The sequence below is a fragment of the Thiemannella venezuelensis genome, from assembly GCF_014203605.1.
Lineage (GTDB): Bacteria > Actinomycetota > Actinomycetes > Streptosporangiales > Streptosporangiaceae > Planomonospora_A > Planomonospora_A venezuelensis.
On record NZ_JACHJJ010000007.1, the window covers coordinates 275,066 to 291,569 of the forward strand.

16 protein-coding genes and 1 rRNA gene are annotated in these 16,504 nt (G+C 72.2%); 4 read left to right on the forward strand and 13 right to left on the reverse strand.

The window, feature by feature from the left end; translation table 11 throughout:
• Position 1: 1 nt before the first annotated feature.
• The 7 genes from FHS22_RS13715 to FHS22_RS13745 form a co-directional block, all read right to left on the reverse strand.
• The gene (locus FHS22_RS13715) at positions 2–1,033 is read right to left on the reverse strand and encodes a copper transporter (RefSeq protein ID WP_184941644.1); all 1,032 of its coding nucleotides are present in this window, start codon (positions 1,031–1,033) and stop codon (positions 2–4) included.
• The gene (gene steA, locus FHS22_RS13720) at positions 1,030–2,232 is read right to left on the reverse strand and encodes a putative cytokinetic ring protein SteA (protein ID WP_184941646.1); all 1,203 of its coding nucleotides are present in this window, start codon (positions 2,230–2,232) and stop codon (positions 1,030–1,032) included. Before steA ends, FHS22_RS13715 begins: the two co-directional genes overlap by 4 nt.
• Before the next feature lie 168 nt (positions 2,233–2,400).
• On the reverse strand, positions 2,401–4,113 hold the full coding sequence (gene recN, locus FHS22_RS13725; protein WP_184941647.1) for a DNA repair protein RecN: 1,713 nt from the start codon (positions 4,111–4,113) through the stop codon (positions 2,401–2,403).
• 274 nt (positions 4,114–4,387) lie between these two features.
• A complete protein-coding gene (locus FHS22_RS13730; RefSeq protein WP_184941649.1) occupies positions 4,388–5,293 on the reverse strand; it encodes an NAD kinase in 906 nt (301 codons plus the stop codon).
• Between the two features lie 26 nt (positions 5,294–5,319).
• Positions 5,320–6,138, reverse strand: coding sequence for a TlyA family RNA methyltransferase (locus tag FHS22_RS13735; protein WP_184941650.1), 819 nt, complete (start codon positions 6,136–6,138; stop codon positions 5,320–5,322).
• Positions 6,135–6,308: a hypothetical protein gene (locus FHS22_RS13740; RefSeq protein WP_184941652.1), complete on the reverse strand. Its 174-nt coding sequence runs from the start codon at positions 6,306–6,308 to the stop codon at positions 6,135–6,137. Before FHS22_RS13740 ends, FHS22_RS13735 begins: the two co-directional genes overlap by 4 nt.
• Before the next feature lie 231 nt (positions 6,309–6,539).
• The gene (locus FHS22_RS13745) at positions 6,540–7,256 is read right to left on the reverse strand and encodes a coiled-coil domain-containing protein (RefSeq protein WP_184941654.1); all 717 of its coding nucleotides are present in this window, start codon (positions 7,254–7,256) and stop codon (positions 6,540–6,542) included.
• 177 nt (positions 7,257–7,433) lie between these two features.
• On the opposite strand from FHS22_RS13745, the gene FHS22_RS13750 reads away from it, so the two are divergent.
• Positions 7,434–7,781 carry an SCP2 sterol-binding domain-containing protein gene (locus FHS22_RS13750; RefSeq protein ID WP_184941655.1) on the forward strand — a complete coding sequence of 116 codons (348 nt, stop codon included), beginning with the start codon at positions 7,434–7,436 and terminating at the stop codon, positions 7,779–7,781.
• Here FHS22_RS13750 and FHS22_RS13755 read toward each other — a convergent pair.
• Together FHS22_RS13755 and FHS22_RS13760 are read right to left on the reverse strand one after the other, a co-directional pair.
• On the reverse strand, positions 7,729–8,763 hold the full coding sequence (locus tag FHS22_RS13755) for an HAD-IIA family hydrolase (RefSeq protein WP_184941657.1): 1,035 nt from the start codon (positions 8,761–8,763) through the stop codon (positions 7,729–7,731). The genes FHS22_RS13750 and FHS22_RS13755 overlap by 53 nt on opposite strands.
• 210 nt (positions 8,764–8,973) lie before the next feature.
• Positions 8,974–9,447 (reverse strand): tetratricopeptide repeat protein, encoded by a 474-nt coding sequence (locus FHS22_RS13760; protein WP_184941658.1) that lies wholly within the window; start codon positions 9,445–9,447, stop codon positions 8,974–8,976.
• Between the two features lie 123 nt (positions 9,448–9,570).
• Here FHS22_RS13760 and FHS22_RS13765 point away from each other — a divergent pair, with 123 nt between their 5' ends.
• Positions 9,571–10,884, forward strand: a complete 1,314-nt coding sequence (locus tag FHS22_RS13765) for a DUF1015 domain-containing protein (RefSeq protein WP_260407908.1) — start codon at positions 9,571–9,573, stop codon at positions 10,882–10,884.
• Here FHS22_RS13765 and FHS22_RS13770 read toward each other — a convergent pair.
• On the reverse strand, positions 10,876–11,508 hold the full coding sequence (locus FHS22_RS13770) for a single-stranded DNA-binding protein (RefSeq protein WP_184941662.1): 633 nt from the start codon (positions 11,506–11,508) through the stop codon (positions 10,876–10,878). The genes FHS22_RS13765 and FHS22_RS13770 overlap by 9 nt on opposite strands.
• 111 nt (positions 11,509–11,619) lie before the next feature.
• Between FHS22_RS13770 and FHS22_RS13775 the strand changes: the two genes are divergently transcribed.
• Entirely contained in the window at positions 11,620–12,546 is a 927-nt protein-coding gene (locus FHS22_RS13775; protein WP_184941664.1) for an MBL fold metallo-hydrolase, read from the forward strand.
• A 57-nt stretch (positions 12,547–12,603) separates the two neighbouring features.
• Here FHS22_RS13775 and FHS22_RS13780 read toward each other — a convergent pair whose 3' ends face one another.
• Positions 12,604–13,464: a hypothetical protein gene (locus FHS22_RS13780; protein ID WP_260407909.1), complete on the reverse strand. Its 861-nt coding sequence runs from the start codon at positions 13,462–13,464 to the stop codon at positions 12,604–12,606.
• 213 nt (positions 13,465–13,677) lie between these two features.
• Between FHS22_RS13780 and FHS22_RS13785 the strand changes: the two genes are divergently transcribed.
• Positions 13,678–14,787 carry a hypothetical protein gene (locus FHS22_RS13785; protein WP_184941718.1) on the forward strand — a complete coding sequence of 370 codons (1,110 nt, stop codon included), beginning with the start codon at positions 13,678–13,680 and terminating at the stop codon, positions 14,785–14,787.
• A 675-nt stretch (positions 14,788–15,462) separates the two neighbouring features.
• Here FHS22_RS13785 and FHS22_RS13790 read toward each other — a convergent pair.
• Together FHS22_RS13790 and rrf are read right to left on the reverse strand one after the other, a co-directional pair.
• Complete coding sequence (locus FHS22_RS13790) at positions 15,463–16,047, reverse strand: DUF6461 domain-containing protein (protein WP_184941665.1); 585 nt, start codon at positions 16,045–16,047, stop codon at positions 15,463–15,465.
• A gap of 370 nt (positions 16,048–16,417) precedes the next feature.
• Positions 16,418–16,504, reverse strand: a 5S ribosomal RNA gene (rrf, locus tag FHS22_RS13795); the annotation flags it as partial.

The window sequence follows — 16,504 nt, forward strand, 5'->3', positions numbered from 1 at the left end:
ATCATCCTCCGGGAGTGGCCGTGGGCGGCGCGGGCGGGGAGGCCGTCTGCGCCGGGGACGGGGAGTCCTTCGGCGCCGGCACCGCGGGCTCGAAGGCCGCGGCGCCGGGGCCGGTGCCGTACTGGCCGGTGAGGCCGGACAGCTGCTCCCGCAGAGCGTAGACCACCACGACCCGGCCCGCGGGCGTATCGGCGGTGTCCACGCTGGAGACCTTCTCCTCCGCGACGCTCTCGCGCAGCGCGGCGACGACGCCGCCGACCGCCACCGCGCTCTGGGTGCCGGCCAGCACCCCGCCGCGGGAGCCCTCGTCCAGGCCGAGCACCAGTGAGACGATCGCACCCGCCTGGGTCGCGGCGCTCTCCCCGGTGTACGGCTCCGCGGGGGCGATCAGCACGGCCAGGCCGGCCCTGGTGAGCCGCCCCGGCTCGCCGCTCTGGCCGGGCCCGGCGGCGACGGTGAGCAGCTCGGCGCGCTGGAAGGCGTCGAGGATCCCGGCGGTGGACGGGTTCTCCTTGCCCGCCTGCTCGGGGACCACGGTCACGAGCGCGCCGGCGAGCACCGCCGCGGCCTTGTCGTAGGGGCTGTCCTCGGCGGGGAAGACCATGTCGGCGGGCTTGACCCCGGTGGCCAGGTTGTCGACGAAGGCCGACTGGGCGGGGTCGGCGTACTTGTCGGTGAGGGTGACCTGGCCGGTCACGGTCGCCCCGGCCTGCTCGATCGACTGCCGGACGGCCTCGGTTGTGGCCGCCGCGGCGCCGGGGGCCTCCACGATCACCACGCTCTCCCCCGCCAGCACGCCCTGGGCCAGCTCGGCGGCGTGCGCGGTGACGAAGGCGTCGTTGCCCGCGTCGCGCTTGCGCAGGGCGTCCAGCTCGGCGCGGAGCTCGCTGTTGCCCTTCTGGAGGGTGTCGGCGACGGCCTCGGTCGCCTGGAGGGCGGGCTCCTCGAGCAGGGTCGTGCCCAGCACGATGCCGACCGAGAGCGCGAGGAAGATCGCGACGATGGAGACGAGGTGATAGCGGAAATCGATCACGAGAAGAGTCCGACCAGCCAGAAGATGAAGGCGTTCCAGGCATCGTCCAGCCAGATCCTGCCCACCGGGGTGGAGAAGACCGCGACCCCCATGGTGATCAGCGTGACGGCGGCGAGCAGGAGCAGGGACGGGGTGGAGATCCGGCTCCGGTAGAGCCGGCTGACGCCCTTGGCGTCGATGAGTTTGCTGCCCACCCGCAGGCGGGTGAGGAGGGTGCTGGCCATGCCCGAACGGCCCTTGTCGAGGAACTCCTCCAGGGTCCAGTGCGTGCCGACGGCGACGAGCAGCTCGGCGCCCTTGTCGTCGGCGAGCAGCATCGCGATGTCCTCGCTGGTACCGATGGCGGGGAAGACCACCGCGTTGAGGCCGAGCTGCTCCACCCGCTCCATGCCGGGCGCGCGGCCGTCCCGGTAGGCGTGCACGACCAGTTCGGCGCCGCAGGTCAGCGCCTTGGTGGAGACGGAGTCGAAGTCGCCCACGATCACGTCGGGCAGGTAGCCGGCCTCCAGCAGCGCGTCGGCGCCGCCGTCCACCCCGATCATGACCGGGCGGCACTCCCGGATGTAGGGGCGCAGGACGGCGATGTCCTCCTTGTAGTGGTAGCCGCGCACCACGATGAGGACGTGCCTGCCCTCCATGGGCGTGCGGATGTCGGGCACGCCGACCCCGTCGATGAGCAGGTCGCTCTCGCGCCGGACGTACTCCATCGTGTTGACGGCGAACGCCTCGATCTGCACGGTCAGCCCGGCCCGCGCCTCGGTCATCGCGGCCTCGACGGACTCGGCCGTCTGCACGTCGCCCTTGCCGACGATCTCGTCGTCGAGGTGGACGACGCCCTCGTGCAGGCGGATCACGTCGCCGTCCCTGATCCGCTCGAACAACTCGGGGGTCGCGTTGTCGACGAACGACACTCCGGCCTCGACGATGATCTGCGGGCCCATGTTGGGGTAGCGCCCGCTGATGCCCGCGGCGACGTTGACCACGCCCGCCGCGCCGCACGCGACAAGGGCCTCCGCGCTCACCCGGTCGACGTCGACGTGATCGATGATCGCGATCTCTCCGGGCTTGAGGCGCTTGGTCAGCCTCTTGGTCCGCCGGTCGATCCTCGCCACTGCCGTCACCCCGGGAAGGTCGCTGACCTTCCTGCGGCGGAGGTAACCCGTGAGCCTGCGTTGCAGCTCTTCAGTCGGCACCTTCATCATGACCATCCTGCCAGAGGGAACGAGCAGGTGAGCCACGCATCGGTCCGGATGTCAACCTTCTCACAGCGAATCCCCGCGCGTCCGTTTTCCCCGGACGCGCGGAAGGGCCTGCTCACGGAGCCTCCTCCGCCGCCCGCACGGCCGCTGCGCCCGCGGTCCGCCCGCTCACGCCCGCGCCGCGGCGGCCGCCGCGAGGAGTTCCTCGGCGTGCGCCCGGCCGAGCTCGGAGTCCTCCAGACCGGCCAGCATGCGGGAGAGCTCACGGATCCGGCCGTCCTTGTCGAGGGCGGTCACCCCGCTGCGCACCACGCTGCCGTCGCTGTCCTTCTCCACGACCAGGTGCTGGTCGGCGAAGGCCGCCACCTGGGGCAGGTGGGTGACGACGATCACCTGCGCGGTGCGGGCGAGGAGGGCCAGGCGCCGCCCGATCTCGACCGCGGCCTTGCCGCCCACTCCGGCGTCGACCTCGTCGAACACGAACGTCGGCACCGGGTCGGCACCCGCGAACACCACCTCGATGGCCAGCATGACCCGGCTCAGCTCGCCTCCGGAGGCCCCCTTGTTCAGCGGGAGCGGGGGCGAGGCGGGGTGCGGGGACATCTTCAGCTCGACCTCGTCCACGCCGTGCGGGCCGAAGCCGTCCGCCCGGGTGATGTCGACCACGACGCGGGCGTGCGGCATGGCCAGGGCGGTGAGCTCCTCGGTGACGGCCAGGCCGAACCGCTCGGCGGCGGCCGTACGGACCCGGGTGAGCTCGGCGGCCAGCTCGGTGAGCCTGCCGGTGAGCTCATCGTGCTCGCGGGTGAGGTCGGTGATCCGGTCGTCGTCGCCCTCCAGCTCGGTCAGGCGCAGCGCGGCCTGCTCGGCCCAGCCGAGCACCGCGCCGGTGTCCTCGCCGTACTTGCGGATGAGGTGGGTGAGCACGGCCCGCCGTTCCTGGACGACCGCCAGCCGTGCCGGGTCGGCCTCGACGGACTCGGCGTAGGCGGCCAGCTCGGTCGCGACGTCGGACAGGAGGTAACCGGCCTCGGCGAGCCGCTCGGCGATCCCGGCCAGCGCCGGGTCGACGTCGCGGACCCCGTCGACGGCGGCGCGGGCCTGCCCGACCAGCGAGACGGCGTCCTGGACGCCTTGCTCTCCGGAGATCGGGTCGCCGAGCAGCGCCGTGTGGGCGGTCTCGGCGGCGGTCCTGAGCGCGTCGGCGTGGGAGAGCCGGTCCTCCTCCTCGCGGAGCGAGACGTCCTCCCCCGGCTTGGGGTCGGCCTTCTCCACCTCGTCGAGGCCGAACCTGAGCAGGTCGGCCTCCTGGGCGCGCTCCCTGGCCCGGGCGGTGAGCTCTGCCAGGAGGTCGGCGATCTCCTTGTGCCGCTTGTAGGCCTGCTCGTAGGCGCGCAACGGCTTGACCAGGTCGTCGCCGGCGTAGCGGTCCAGGGCGGCGCGCTGGCGGCCCGGCTGGAGCAGCCGCTGCTGGTCCATCTGGCCGTGCACGGCCACCAGGTCCTCGGCCAGGTAGGTGAGCGTGCCCACCGGGACGCTCCGCCCGCCCAGCCACGCCCGGCTGCGGCCCTCCGCGGAGACGGTCCGCGAGATGATCAGCTCGCCCTCGTCGATCTCCCCGCCGGCGTCCTCGACCTGCTGGGCCACCCGGCCCCGCGGGTCGACCACGAGGGTGCCCTCGACGGCGGCCCGGTCGGAGCCCGGCCGGACCCGGGCGGGGTCGGCCCGGCCGCCGAACAGCAGCCCCAGGCCGGTTACCACCATGGTCTTGCCCGCTCCGGTCTCGCCCGTGACCACGGTGAATCCCGGTGATAGCACCAGCACGGCCTCGTCGATCACGCCGAGCCCCTGGATGCGGACCTCCTCGACCCTGGGTCGCACTGGTCCCTCCCGTCACGTCGAATTCACCAATTGCCTTCAGCGTGGAGCCCCGGCTCCGGATCGGGGTCCCCGACCGAACATCAGTGCGGTGCGCGGGCACGATCCTACGCGCTCGCGGCGGGTACCGCCCGGACACACCGCGACCGTTCGCGAGCGCGCGGCCCCGGTGCGTCACGGTCGCGCGGGCCGCCGGGCCGCGGCCGTCCCCGGCCCGCAGGTCACCGCGGGTACGGCGGGCCGGCGGGGGTCCGGGCGACGTCACCGGGCGGGGACGTCACGATCTCATGCGCCCCCGCCAGCCCTGGACGGGCAGGTCGAACTTGGCCACCAGCCGGTCGGTGAACGGCGCCCCGGTGTCCTCGACCCCGTGCAGGCGGGCGAGCCGCACGGGCACCTCGCCCCGGCGGACCTCGACCCGCGCCCCGGCGGGCAGGTCGAACCGGCGGCGGCCGTCGCACCAGAGCACCGCGCCCGCCGTCTGGGGCTGGATCTCCAGGGCGAGGGCGGAGCGGGGCGACACCACCAGCGGCCGGGCGAAGAGCGCGTGGGCGCTGATCGGGACCAGCAGCAGCGCCTCCACCTCGGGCCAGACCACGGGTCCGCCCGCGGAGAACGCGTAGGCGGTGGACCCGGTCGGCGTCGCGCAGATGACGCCGTCGCAGCCCCAGCGGGACAGCGGCCGCCCGTCGATCTCGGCGACCACCTCGAGCATGCGCTCGCGCTTCTCCACGGTGGCCTCGTTGAGCGCCCAGGTGTCGGCCAGGAGCTGGCCGTTGAGACGGGCGGTGACCTCGACGGTCATCCGCTCCTCCACGTCGTAGCGGCCCTGCACCACGCAGTCGACCGCGGCCGCCAGGTCCTCCACCTCGGCCTCGGCCAGGAAGCCCACGTGACCGAGGTTGACGCCGAGCAGCGGCACGCCGGCCGGGCGGGCCAGCTCCGCGGCCCGCAGCAGGCTGCCGTCCCCGCCGAGCACGATCATCATCTCGGCGTCCTGGATCGCGGCCAGGCCCGCGGGCACCACCTCGGCGCCCTGGCAGCCGATGGCCTCCGCCTCCGCGTGGAGCACGCGGACGGTCAGGCCCGCGTCCACGAGCCGGCTGATCACCAGGCGGGCGCTGTCGACGGCCGCCTTGCGGCCGGTGTGGGCGGTGACCAGCATGATGCGCTTTGCTGTCATTTCCTGCCCTTTCGGGGGAATCTCCACTATTGAGGGCCTTCTGCCACCGCGCGCTCGATCTCGGCGGGCACGTCCGCGACCGGCGGCGCGCCCTCTCCCTTGCCCAGCCAGATGACGTACTCGACGTTGCCCGACGGGCCCGGCAGCGGGCTCGCGGTGACGCCCCGCACGGTCAGGCCGAGCGACTGCGCGGCCTCGGCCACATCCTGCACCGCCCGGGCGCGCAACGCGGGATCGCGGACGACCCCGCCCGCCCCGACCCGCTCCCTGCCGACCTCGAACTGGGGCTTGACCAGCATCGCGAAGTCCGAGGCCGGAGCCGCGCAGGAGGTCAGGGCCGGGAGCACGAGCCGCAGCGAGATGAACGACAGGTCACCGACGATCAGCGTGGGCGCCTCGCCGACCATGTCGGGGGTCAGGTCCCTGACGTTGACCCGCTCCATGACCGTGACCCGCTCGTCGGTCCGGAGCGACCAGGCGAGCTGGCCGTACCCGACGTCCACGGCGAGCACGTGCGCCGCGCCGTTGCGCAGCAGCACGTCGGTGAAGCCGCCGGTCGAGGCCCCGGCGTCCAGGCAGCGCCGGCCCGCGACGGCCAGCCCCCGCGGGCCGAACGCCGCCAGCGCGCCGAGCAGCTTGTGCGCCCCCCGGGAGACGTAGTCGGGTCCCTCGGCGGCCTCGGCGACCACGATCGCCGAGGCGGTGTCCACCTGGGTGGCGGGTTTGGCGGCGGTGCGGCCGCCGACGGCGACCCGGCCCGCCTCGATGAGCTGGGCCGCGTGCTCGCGGGAACGGGCCAGCTTCCGGCGGACGAGCTCGCTGTCGAGGCGCGCCCTGCGGCTCACTTCTGCCGGTCCGGGGTGCCGTCCACCGAGGCGAGCACCCGCTCCAGCCCGGTGAACACCTCCTCGAACACACCGACGTGCGCCGGGACGGGCAGGTCGCCGAGCACGGCGAGCCCGCCGAGTGCGGCGTCCACCCGCTCGTCGCCGGTCTCCTGCGGCAGGTCCGTCATTCGCCCCCTCCGGAGGTGCTCCTGGTCGTATTCGCTGTCCCGGCCGACGTGGGCGGCTTGGCGAGCGCCTTGTCCGTCTTATCTGTCTTGTCCGCCTTGCCCGGCCTGGCGGCCGCCCGGGCGCGCGGCGCACGCACCGCCCCGCCCGTGGACCCCCCGACCGTATCGGAACCCGTGGCCTCCGTCGTCCCGGCGGTGCCTCCCGGCGCCTGCCCCGGTCCCTGGGCCGCCTCACCGGTCCGGGTCCCCCCCGGCGCGCTTCCCCGCCGGCTTCTTCTCCTTGACCGCCGGAGCGCTCTGTGCGGCCGTCCTCCTCGCCCTGGTCACCGGCGCGGTCTCCAGCGCCTCCTTCTCCGCGGGGTCCGTGACGGCCGCGGCGCGGCCCCGCCCGGCGGTCGCCTTCTCCCCGGAGGCGGTCTTGGGCGTGGTGCGGCTCCGGGTGGCGGCCGTCCGGCCCGCCGCCGCGCCCGCCACGGCGGGCCCGGGAGCCCGCGAGCTCGTCCCGGTGGTCTTCACCGGCTTGGCGGGCTTGGCCACAGGCACTTCTTCGTCCGTGACGGCCTTGATCGCGGATGCCGTCTCCGCCGTGACGGCCCTGCTCGCGGCGGTCTGAGGCGCGGTGGCCTGAGGCGCGGTGGCCTGAGGCGCGGCGGTCTGAGGCGCGGCGGCCTGGGACGCGGGCCGCCCGCCGACGGCCGCGAGGCGGGCCTCCAGCTCCGCGATCCGGGATCCGAGCCGGTCGAGGTCCTCGGCGCGGGCCAGGTCGAGCCGGCCGAGCAGGCGGTCCACCTCGGCCCTGACCAGCTCGTTGAGCTGGTCGCGGTTGGCCTTCCCCGTCGAGACCAGTTCCCTGGCCAGCTTGTCGACCTGGCCGGACATCTGGGACAGGCCGTTCTCCCCCGAGGCGAGCAACTCGCGAACTATCGCGGTGGCCTTGCTCGTTGTCATCTCCGTGAGACCGGTAGCCCCCTGCACATACCCCCGCAGTGCTTCGAACACCATGGCAGAAGCCTCCTCTTCCAGCACACCCCCGCATGCTGGATCGCGCATTGTGTCTATGTGGAACGCTACCGTCCGTAGACAAGAGGGATTCGGGCCGGTCCGGAAAGAAAGGAGCGCTACTCGATGGCGACCGTCGACGAGTGCCGGGTGGCACTGCGGAAACTCGGTGAGCAGTTCGACGAGGTCGACCAGGAGAGCCGTGCCAGGCACGTGGTCGAGCGCAGGATCAGCTGCCACATCAGCGACCTCGGGGTCACCTTCTACGGCCGCATCCACCACGGCGGCCTCGACCCGTTCGAGGACCGCCCGCCGGCCGACGGCCTGCCCGCCGAGGTGAAGCTGACCATCGGCAGCGACGACCTGGTCGCGCTGGTCAACGGCGAGCTCGACATGGGGCGTGCCCTGTTCGGCGGCCGGGTCAAGGTCGACGCGAGCTTCGGAGACCTCCTCCGCCTGCGGAAACTTCTCTGAGCGCGGACTTCACGGCGTCCTGGTCTGCCGCTCCGTCACCCGCGGCCTCCCATGCCGCCGCGCAGGCCGCCCGCAGCCCGTCGACGGCGTCCCCCCGCCCCTCCAGGCGGAGGCCCGCGCCGTCCGACCAGCGGGCGGTCCACCCCTCGCAGTGCCACGCCCCCTCGTTCCGCCGCGGGCGTGAGTACGGCCGGTGCAGGGCGGACAGGTCCGCGGCGATGTAGGTGGGGCGGTGCCGGGGACCGGCCGTCAGCAGGTCGAGCGGCGCGGCGACTCCGGTCAGCACCAGCAGGCTGTCCACTCCTGCGTTGGCCGCCCCCTCGATGTCGGTGTCGAGCCGGTCTCCGACGACCAGCGGCCGCCGCGCCCCGGTCCTCAGCATCGACTCGCGGTGCAGCGGCGGCTCGGGCTTGCCCGCGACGATCGGCTCCACTCCGGTGGCGGTGGCGATCACCCGGGTCATGGCGCCGTTTCCGGGAAGCTCTCCCCTGCCGGTGGGCATGGTCGAGTCCGCGTTCGCGGCGACGAACAGGGCGCCCCGCCGTACGGCCAGCGTGCCCTCCGACAGCAGGCCGTACGAGAGGTCGGGGGCGATTCCCTGCACCACCGCGACCGGTTCGTCGAGCGCGGTGCTGACCGGGCGCAGCCCGTGGGCGCGCAGCGCGCCGCGCAGGCCCATGCCCCCGACGACCAGGACCGCCGCACCCGGCCCGAACCGCTCTGCGAGCAGCCGCGCCGCCGCCTGGGCCGACGTGACCACGTCGGCCGCGGCCGCGGGGGCGCCGAGCGCGCTCAGGTGCTGGGCGATGGCGCCGGGGGTGCGGGAGGCGTTGTTGGTGACGTACGCGAGCCGTACGCCGCGGCTCCCGGCCAGTCGCAACGCCTCAGGCGCTCCCGGTACGGCGTCGCGGCCGAGGTACACCACCCCGTCCAGGTCCAGCAGGAGGGTGTCGTAGGCGTCGATCAGCGTCTGTGAGTGCACCGGGTCATTCCATCAGCCCGCGGGAACGCCCGTTCACCCTCCCGGCCCGTACGGCGCACGCGCCCGACCCCTCTCTCCTCCGGGACGCCCCGCCGGCGCCGGTCCGTGCGGCGCGTACGCCGGCCCCGTCCGCGGGGCGTCCTCCCCGCTCCTCTGCCCGTACGGCGGACCGGCTCGCTCCGTGCTCTGCGGAGTCCCCGGCCCGCCCTGTCAGTCCGTGCGCCGGACGTGCTCCCGCCACCGCCCTTCCGGGTCGTTCCTGCGGGCGTTCAGCGTGGCGCGGACGCTCTTCAGCGCCGACACGTAGTGCCGCTGGTCGGGCCTCATCGCGACGGCGATGGCCAGCGGCTCCTGGGCGGCCTCCATGTCCCCGGTCCTCCACAGGGAGAGGCCCAGGCCGAAATAGGCGTAGTCCTCGGTCGGGTTGGTGTCGACGATCCAGCGGAAGCTGTCGGCGGCGTCGGCGTACTGGTGGGAGTTGAACTGGGCGCGGGCGAGCGCCTCACGGATGCTCCGCGACTCGGGCTCGGCGTCCACGGCGCGTTCCAGCAGTGCGGCGGCGGCTGCGGGGCTTCCCTCGGAGAGGAGTTTCATCCCCCGCTGGAACCAGTCGTAGACCTCCCCCGCCGGTGCGCCCGCCTCGGAGCCGGGGGAATCAGACGGACCACCACGTCCTTGGATCATTGTGTGAGGCCTCCTTCATCGTCAGACGACCGACCTGACCGATTCCCTAACGGACCAGGCGCCGGTGCGCCGCCCGCGGCGCGGCATCTGGACGCTTCGGGCCTTTATGGCAGCATGCCCCCTATGGCTGATCCTGAACTGCCGGTGCCCGACGGACTGGTGCTACGTCCGTTCCGCGGGGTGCGGTTCGCGGTCGCCGACCTGGCCGCGGTCACCTCTCCTCCCTACGACCTCATCGGCGAGACCGGTGTCCGGGACCTGCTCACCGCCCATCCCAACAACGTGGTGCGGCTGATCCTTCCCGGCGCCGACCGCCACCGGTACGCCGAGGCCCGCCAGACCCTGCACGCCTGGCTCTCCTCCAGTGTTCTGGTCACCGACGAGGTCCCCGGGGTGTACGTCTACGAGCAGAGCGGCCCGGGAACCCTGCAGCGCGGGCTCATCGGCGAGGTGGGCCTGGCCTCCCCCGAGCGGGGGACGATCCTGCCGCACGAGGACGTCATGCCCGGTCCGGTGGCCGACCGCCTGGCGCTCATGCGCACGACCGAGGCGAACCTGGAGCCCATCTTCCTGCTCTACGAGGGCGGGGGCGGCGCGGCCACCCGTCTCGTCGACCAGGTCGCCGCCGCCCGGACGCCGCTGGTCGAGACCGTCACCGGCGACGGGCTCCGCCACCGCCTGTGGGCCGTGACCGATCCCGCCGAACTCGCCGCCGTCGACGCCGACCTGCGCCCCCGCCGGGCTCTCATAGCCGACGGCCACCACCGCTACGCCACCTACCGGGCGCTCCAGGCCGAGCATCGCGCCACCGGGCACGAGGCCGCCGGGCACCACACCGCCGCGTCCCCGGACTCGGCCGCCGGGCCCTGGGACTTCGGCCTGGCCCTCCTGGTGGACTCCGACGCCTATCCCCCCGACCTGCAGGCCATCCACCGGGTCATCCCCGGCCTGCCGCTCGGTGAGGCCCTCGCGCGAGCCAAGGGCGCGTGGCAGGCCCATGAGTACGCCGATCTGGCGGAGGGCCTCGCCGCCCTGCGGGAGATCGCGGGACCGGCCTTCCTGCTCGCCGCCGGAGGCCCTGCACACCTGATCACCGATCCCGACCCGGACCAGGTCGCGCACGCCATGCCGACCGGCAGGTCGGCCCGCTGGCGGGCGCTGAACACCTCCATCCTCGCGGAGTTCCTGCTGCCCAAGGTGTGGGGGATGCGCGACGACGAGCACTCGGTGCGCATCGTGCACCACGACCCCGAGGCGGCCGTACGGCTCGCGCACGACTTCGGAGGCACCGCCGTGTTGATGAACCCGCTCGCGGTCGACGACGTGCTCGCGGTCGCGGCCCAGGGAGAACGGGTGCCGCGAAAGTCGACCTCCTTCGGCCCCAAGCCCCGGACCGGCCTGCTCATGCGCCTGCTCACTCCCGGACGGTCATGCTGAGAGCCGGCCCGAAACCGCCGCTCCCGGTCCTCCCGACGCTTGCGGTCCTTCCGCGAGCGGACTCTCCTCCACCGCGGGGGCGTCCTCGGGGGGCGGAGTCCTCAGCAGGTTTCCGGCTCCCGCCGGCCGGGGCGCCGGGACTCGCACGACATCCGGATCCGGAGGCGGGGCAACGCTGACGCCGGCGTGGGAAGGCGCGTGGCCGCGCCCGGCCTGGGTGAGGGAATGGAGCGGCCGGGGCCGCGCCGGGACGGGGGCGGGCGACGGATCCGCGGCGGGCAGGCCCTCGTCGCCGGTGAGAACCGTCGTGACCCGGCGCTCCAGGCGCCGCACCGCGCGGATCTCGACCTCGTAGCCGGAGGCCTTGGGCTTCTCCCTCCCCCACCACCTGCGGCGCAGGGACCCCACCACCTCGACGACGTCGTCGGGGAGCCAACCGGTCACGCTCTCGATCACTCCGGAGTCGAACGAGACGCACGGGATGGTGTCCACCCGGGTGCCGCGCCCGCGCGGCCGGCGCCGTACGATCAGCCGCCAGGTGCCGATCCTGGTGCCGCTCTCCAGCGTCCTGATCTGCACCGCCTCGGGCAGGCGGCCTGTCAGGACGACCTCGTTGCGATCCATCGAATCCTCCTTCGATCTCTGCCGATCGAGGACGACTCTTTACGATGTGAGCTGTGCCGGAATGGCCCGAACGCCGTTCTGGGGATACCGGTTCCAACCCTGAGGTGGCCTGTGGACAACATCACCGCCCTCGGCGGAGACGTCTATGAGATCGACACGCGGATGGCCGGGTTCTCCGGCATCACGGCAGGTTATCTGATCCTGGGGGACCGGCCGTGCCTGGTCGAGACGGGGACCTCCACCTCCGCGCCGGTGGTCCGGGACGCCCTGGCCTCGCTGGGAGTCGGCCCGGACGACCTCGCCACGGTCGTCGTCACCCACATCCACCTCGACCACGCCGGCGGGGTCGGCGACATCGCCGGGTTCTACCCGCAGGCCGAGATCGTCGTGCACGAGAAGGGTGCCCGCCACCTCGCGGACCCGTCGCGTCTCATGGCCAGCGCCCGGATGGTCTGGGGCGACAAACTGGACACCCTGTTCGGCGAGCTGTCTCCCACGGAGGCCTCGCGCATCCGCGCGCTCGGCGACACGGGAGCCGTGGACCTCGGCAACGGGCGGACCCTCAGCAGCCACTACTCCCCCGGCCACGCCAAGCACCACGTGGGGCTCATCGACTCGGAGACGGGCGATCTCTACGTCGGCGACGCCGCCGGCGTCTACCTCCCGCAGACGGGCGACCTGCGCCCCGCCACGCCGCCGCCGGACTTCGACCTGGGCACCGCCCTGGACTCGATCGCGCTGTTCGAGGCGCTGGGCCCGCAGCGCCTGCTGTTCAGTCATTACGGACCGGTCACGGACGTGGCGGCGACCTTGGAGCGCTCGGCGGAGGAACTGCGGATCTGGGTCGACCTGACCCGGCAGGCCCGGTCGGAGGGCATGGATCTGGACCACGCGGTGGCCATGGTCAGGGAGCGCACGCGGGAGCGCTATGCGGCGCTGAAGGCCGACGAGGCGACCGCCGAGCAGTTCGAGCTGCTCAGCGGCGCCCCGTCGAATGTGGCCGGCATCCTGCACTGGCTGGACCGGGTCCAGCCCTGAGCCACAGGTCCGGCGGCGGTGGACGGACCGTTCCGTTCACCGCCGCCGGGGTGAGCACTACTTCTCGTCGTCCTTGTCCGAGGCCTGGTCGTCCTCGTCCTCGTCGGTGTCGAGGGCGTCTCCGAAGTCGGGCTCGATGAAGGCCGGTCCGACACCGGTCTCCGTCGTCTTCTCGTCCACGGCCGTTTCCACGGTGGCGGACTCCTCGTCCTCGTCGAGCTCATCCTCGTCGGACTCGTCCTCGAAGCCGGCCTCGTCCTCGTCCTCGGCCGGGAGGGCGGGTCCGGTGAGTTCGCCGACCTCGACGGCCGCCTCGTCCTCGGAGACATCCTCGTCGGCCGCCTCGTCGTCGAGGTCCTCTTCGAGGTCTTCGATGACGGCGCCGGTCAGCTCCGCGTAACGCTCGGCCGCGTCGGTCTCGCCGTCCTCGTCGAAGGCCATCGCCCGGCCGAACCAGTCGGTGGCCGCGCCCTCGTGACCCGCGTCGGCCAGGGCGTCGGCGTAGGCGAAGGCCAGGCGGGCCGACCAGGGCTGCGGACGGCTGTCACGCAGTTCGGGGAGTCGCTGAAGGGTGACGACCGCGGCGTCCTTCTGGCCGAGATCCCGGCGGGCGCCGGACTCCACGATGGCCAGCTCGATCTTGCCCATCCGGTCGAGCCGCTCGGCTTCCTTCGAGCGGACCAGATCGAGGGCACGCTCCGGACGTCCGAGGCCGCGCTCGCAGTCGGCCATGATCGGCAGGTACGCGTCCGAGCCCGTCATCCGGCGAGCGGCACGCAGGTCGCTGAGTGCCTCGGCGAAATGCCCGGCGTGGTAGGCGGCGATGCCGACGGCCTCCCGCACCACGCCGATCCTCGCTGCGAAGCGCCGTGCGACCTTGGTGTGCTCGTAGGCCTGCTCCGCGTTCTCCTCCCCCAAGGCCCGTTCCGCCGCCACGAGGTGGCGGGAGATCAGGTCGGCGAGATCGAGGGGAAGCGAGCGCAGTTCCTCGCGGACCTCCTTGTCGAGCTCCTCCGCGGTGATGTCCGGGGCGAGCGGAGGCAGTTCCTCGCGCTCTCGCGCCGGCCCGGCCTCGTAGCGCCCGCCCGACTGCTCCTCCCTGCCGTAACGGGTGCGGGAGCCGCCTTCTCCGTGGAAGCCGTCTCCGGGACGGTCGTCACGGTTGAACGGACGGCGCTCACCGCGGTCGTCACGGGAACCGTACGAACCACGGGACTGGTCACGGTCCCCGTACGGACGACGCTCCCCACCCGGACGATCGTCACGGCCACGGAACCCGCCACCGGGACGGTCATCGCGGTTGAACGGACGACGCTCACCGCCACCACGCGGACCGTACTGACCGCGCGCCTGGTCACGATCCCCATAGGAACGCTGACCACCCTCACGGTCCCCGTACGGACGACGCTCCCCACCCGGACGATCGTCACGGCCACGGAACCCGCCACCGGGACGGTCGTCACGGCCACGGAACCCGCCACCGGGACGGTCATCGCGGTTGAACGGACGACGCTCACCGCCACCACGCGGACCGTACTGACCGCGCGCCTGGTCACGATCCCCATAGGAACGCTGACCACCCTCACGGTCCCCGTACGGACGACGCTCCCCACCCGGACGATCGTCACGGCCACGGAACCCGCCACCGGGACGGTCGTCACGGCCACGGAACCCGCCACCGGGACGGTCATCGCGGTTGAACGGACGACGCTCACCGCCACCACGCGGACCGTACTGACCGCGCGCCTGGTCACGATCCCCATAGGAACGCTGACCACCCTCACGGTCCCCGTACGGACGACGCTCCCCACCGGGACGATCGTCGCGGGAACCGTACGAACCACGGGACTGGTCACGGTCCCCGTACGGACGACGCTCCCCACCACGGTCATCGCGGTTGAACGCACGGCGCTCCCCACCGGGACGGTCGTCACGGCCACGGAACCCGCCACCGGGACGGTCGTCACGGTTGAACGGACGACGCTCACCGCCACCACGCGGACCGTACTGACCGCGCGCCTGGTCACGATCCCCATAGGAACGCTGACCACCCTCACGGTCCCCGTACGGACGACGCTCCCCACCGGGACGATCGTCACGGTTGAACGGACGACGCTCACCGCGGTCGTCACGGGAACCGTACGAACCACGGGACTGGTCGCGATCCCCGTAGGAACGCTGACCACCCTCACGGTTGAACGGGCGGTCCCTCCGCTCTCCCGAACCGAACGATCCGCCTGAACGACGCTCACCGTATCGGGGGCCGTCTCCAGGACGCCCCCTGCCGCCACCCGCCCGGTAGCCTCCCTGCCCGCCTGATCCGCGGTTCTCGCCCTCTTCGCGGCGGCCTGCGCCGTCCCGCCCGTTGTCACTGTTCACTTCTGGTCCATTTCGTATGCTCACTCCGCGAGCACGCCCCGTGTTGTCATCGAGGCGATTCGCTGTGCGGGCGGTCTCCGGCCGCGGGATGCGCCCCGTTCGCTCTCGCTGCCCCGCCCTATCGTGGTGTGGCGCGAGGAAGGCCACCCGTGGTAGGAGGCAGCCCGGCTTCTCCAGCCTAGCAAGCCGTCCAAAGTCCCCACGCCCTATGTCCTGCTGCCATAGGCGCCCTTCTATCGAATGCCCATGGGCATGAGATCATTCCCGGTCAGCGTGGATCATCATGCCTCGCTCAAGATCCTCGTCGGAGAGTGCTGGCCATCCGACTCGTCTTGAAGGGCCGATGGCCTACCCCATGCTTCAGAAAGGGGCCCGTCCCTACCGGACGACCCCCACAGCACTGAAGCTTTTTCACCCTGGTGGCCTGACACAGCAGGTCCGCGCAGAACAGTGCCCCCGGTGGATCTCGCAGGAGCTTGCAGCGGAGTGATCCACCCGCTGCGGCCAGCCTACGGGGCCACAGACAATGGATCCTGCTCACCTCGGTTCGGGGATGACTCCGCACAGGTAGGTGGACCCCTCAAGCAGCTCCGGTGTCAGCGTGATCCCGGTGAGACGCTCGGTCAGGAGAAACGCCGGCCCCTCGCTGGGGTAGAGGTGTCTGTAGTCGGAGCCGATCCGCGGCAGGGTCTCCGCGACCTCGTCCGGCACCTCTTCCGAGTAACCGTCATCAGCGATGAAGCAGAACCGGGTCTTTTCGTCTTCGATCCAGTAGAAGCACTCAACGCCTTCGACGTCGCGGAAGTGGGAGACGAGGCGGGTTCCCGCCGACAACGGCGTGATGATTCCTTCATCGGCGCCGAGCCCGACGTTGGGCTCGACGACGAACACCCAGTCGCCGATGGTCGTGGCACCGAGGAACGCGGTGTCGTAGCCGTGCCTGTAACGGGCCTCGATCAGCTCCCCAAGCGTCATGGGCGTGAAATCCTCCGGTCGGCCACCGAGCCGGGTCACCAGTTGCTCGGGCGTCAGGCCGCGGACGTAGGTGAAGCAGTAGGCATCCGCCAGGCCGGGGAAGTGCTCGTAGGAGAACCAGGCATAGTCGTCAGGGGTCGCGATCATTTCGTCATCCTCGCAGTACCGACCGACACAATAGAACAGCACCTGAAGCTCCTGGTTGTGACGGGCTCGGTTGTGGTGATCAATCCGTCTACCAGGAGCTTTCTACGTCATCAGGCGAACGTCAGAGTCACGATCATGCTGTGACGGCTCGTCCCCAGAGGGTGAAAAAGGTTCACTGCGCCTGCCGGCGGCCCCTCCCGGCCCCGGTTCCCCGAACCGAGGCACCGGGGAACCGGGACCGACCTGAACCCCCCGGAAACGAGACACCCCCGGAAAACACGAAAAAAAGGGGGCCGTCCCCTTCAGGGACGACCCCCTCCGAAACACAGAAAGGGCCACCCCGAAGGATGGCCCTCACTGAAAAAAGATTGTCCGGCGGCGACCTACTCTCCCACACCCTCCCGAGTGCAGTACCATCGGCGCTGAAGAGCTTAACTTCCGGGTTCGGAATGTAACC

Coding starts and splice junctions, on each gene's coding strand:
- steA (WP_184941646.1), bottom strand. CDS start 2,232: ATGAAGGTGCCGACTGAAGAGCTGCAACGCAGGCTCACGGGTTACCTC.
- FHS22_RS13730 (WP_184941649.1), bottom strand. CDS start 5,293: ATGACAGCAAAGCGCATCATGCTGGTCACCGCCCACACCGGCCGCAAG.
- FHS22_RS13740 (WP_184941652.1), bottom strand. CDS start 6,308: ATGACGGACCTGCCGCAGGAGACCGGCGACGAGCGGGTGGACGCCGCA.
- FHS22_RS13745 (WP_184941654.1), bottom strand. CDS start 7,256: ATGACAACGAGCAAGGCCACCGCGATAGTTCGCGAGTTGCTCGCCTCG.
- FHS22_RS13750 (WP_184941655.1), top strand. CDS start 7,434: ATGGCGACCGTCGACGAGTGCCGGGTGGCACTGCGGAAACTCGGTGAG.
- FHS22_RS13760 (WP_184941658.1), bottom strand. CDS start 9,447: ATGATCCAAGGACGTGGTGGTCCGTCTGATTCCCCCGGCTCCGAGGCG.
- FHS22_RS13765 (WP_260407908.1), top strand. CDS start 9,571: ATGGCTGATCCTGAACTGCCGGTGCCCGACGGACTGGTGCTACGTCCG.
- FHS22_RS13770 (WP_184941662.1), bottom strand. CDS start 11,508: ATGGATCGCAACGAGGTCGTCCTGACAGGCCGCCTGCCCGAGGCGGTG.
- FHS22_RS13790 (WP_184941665.1), bottom strand. CDS start 16,047: ATGATCGCGACCCCTGACGACTATGCCTGGTTCTCCTACGAGCACTTC.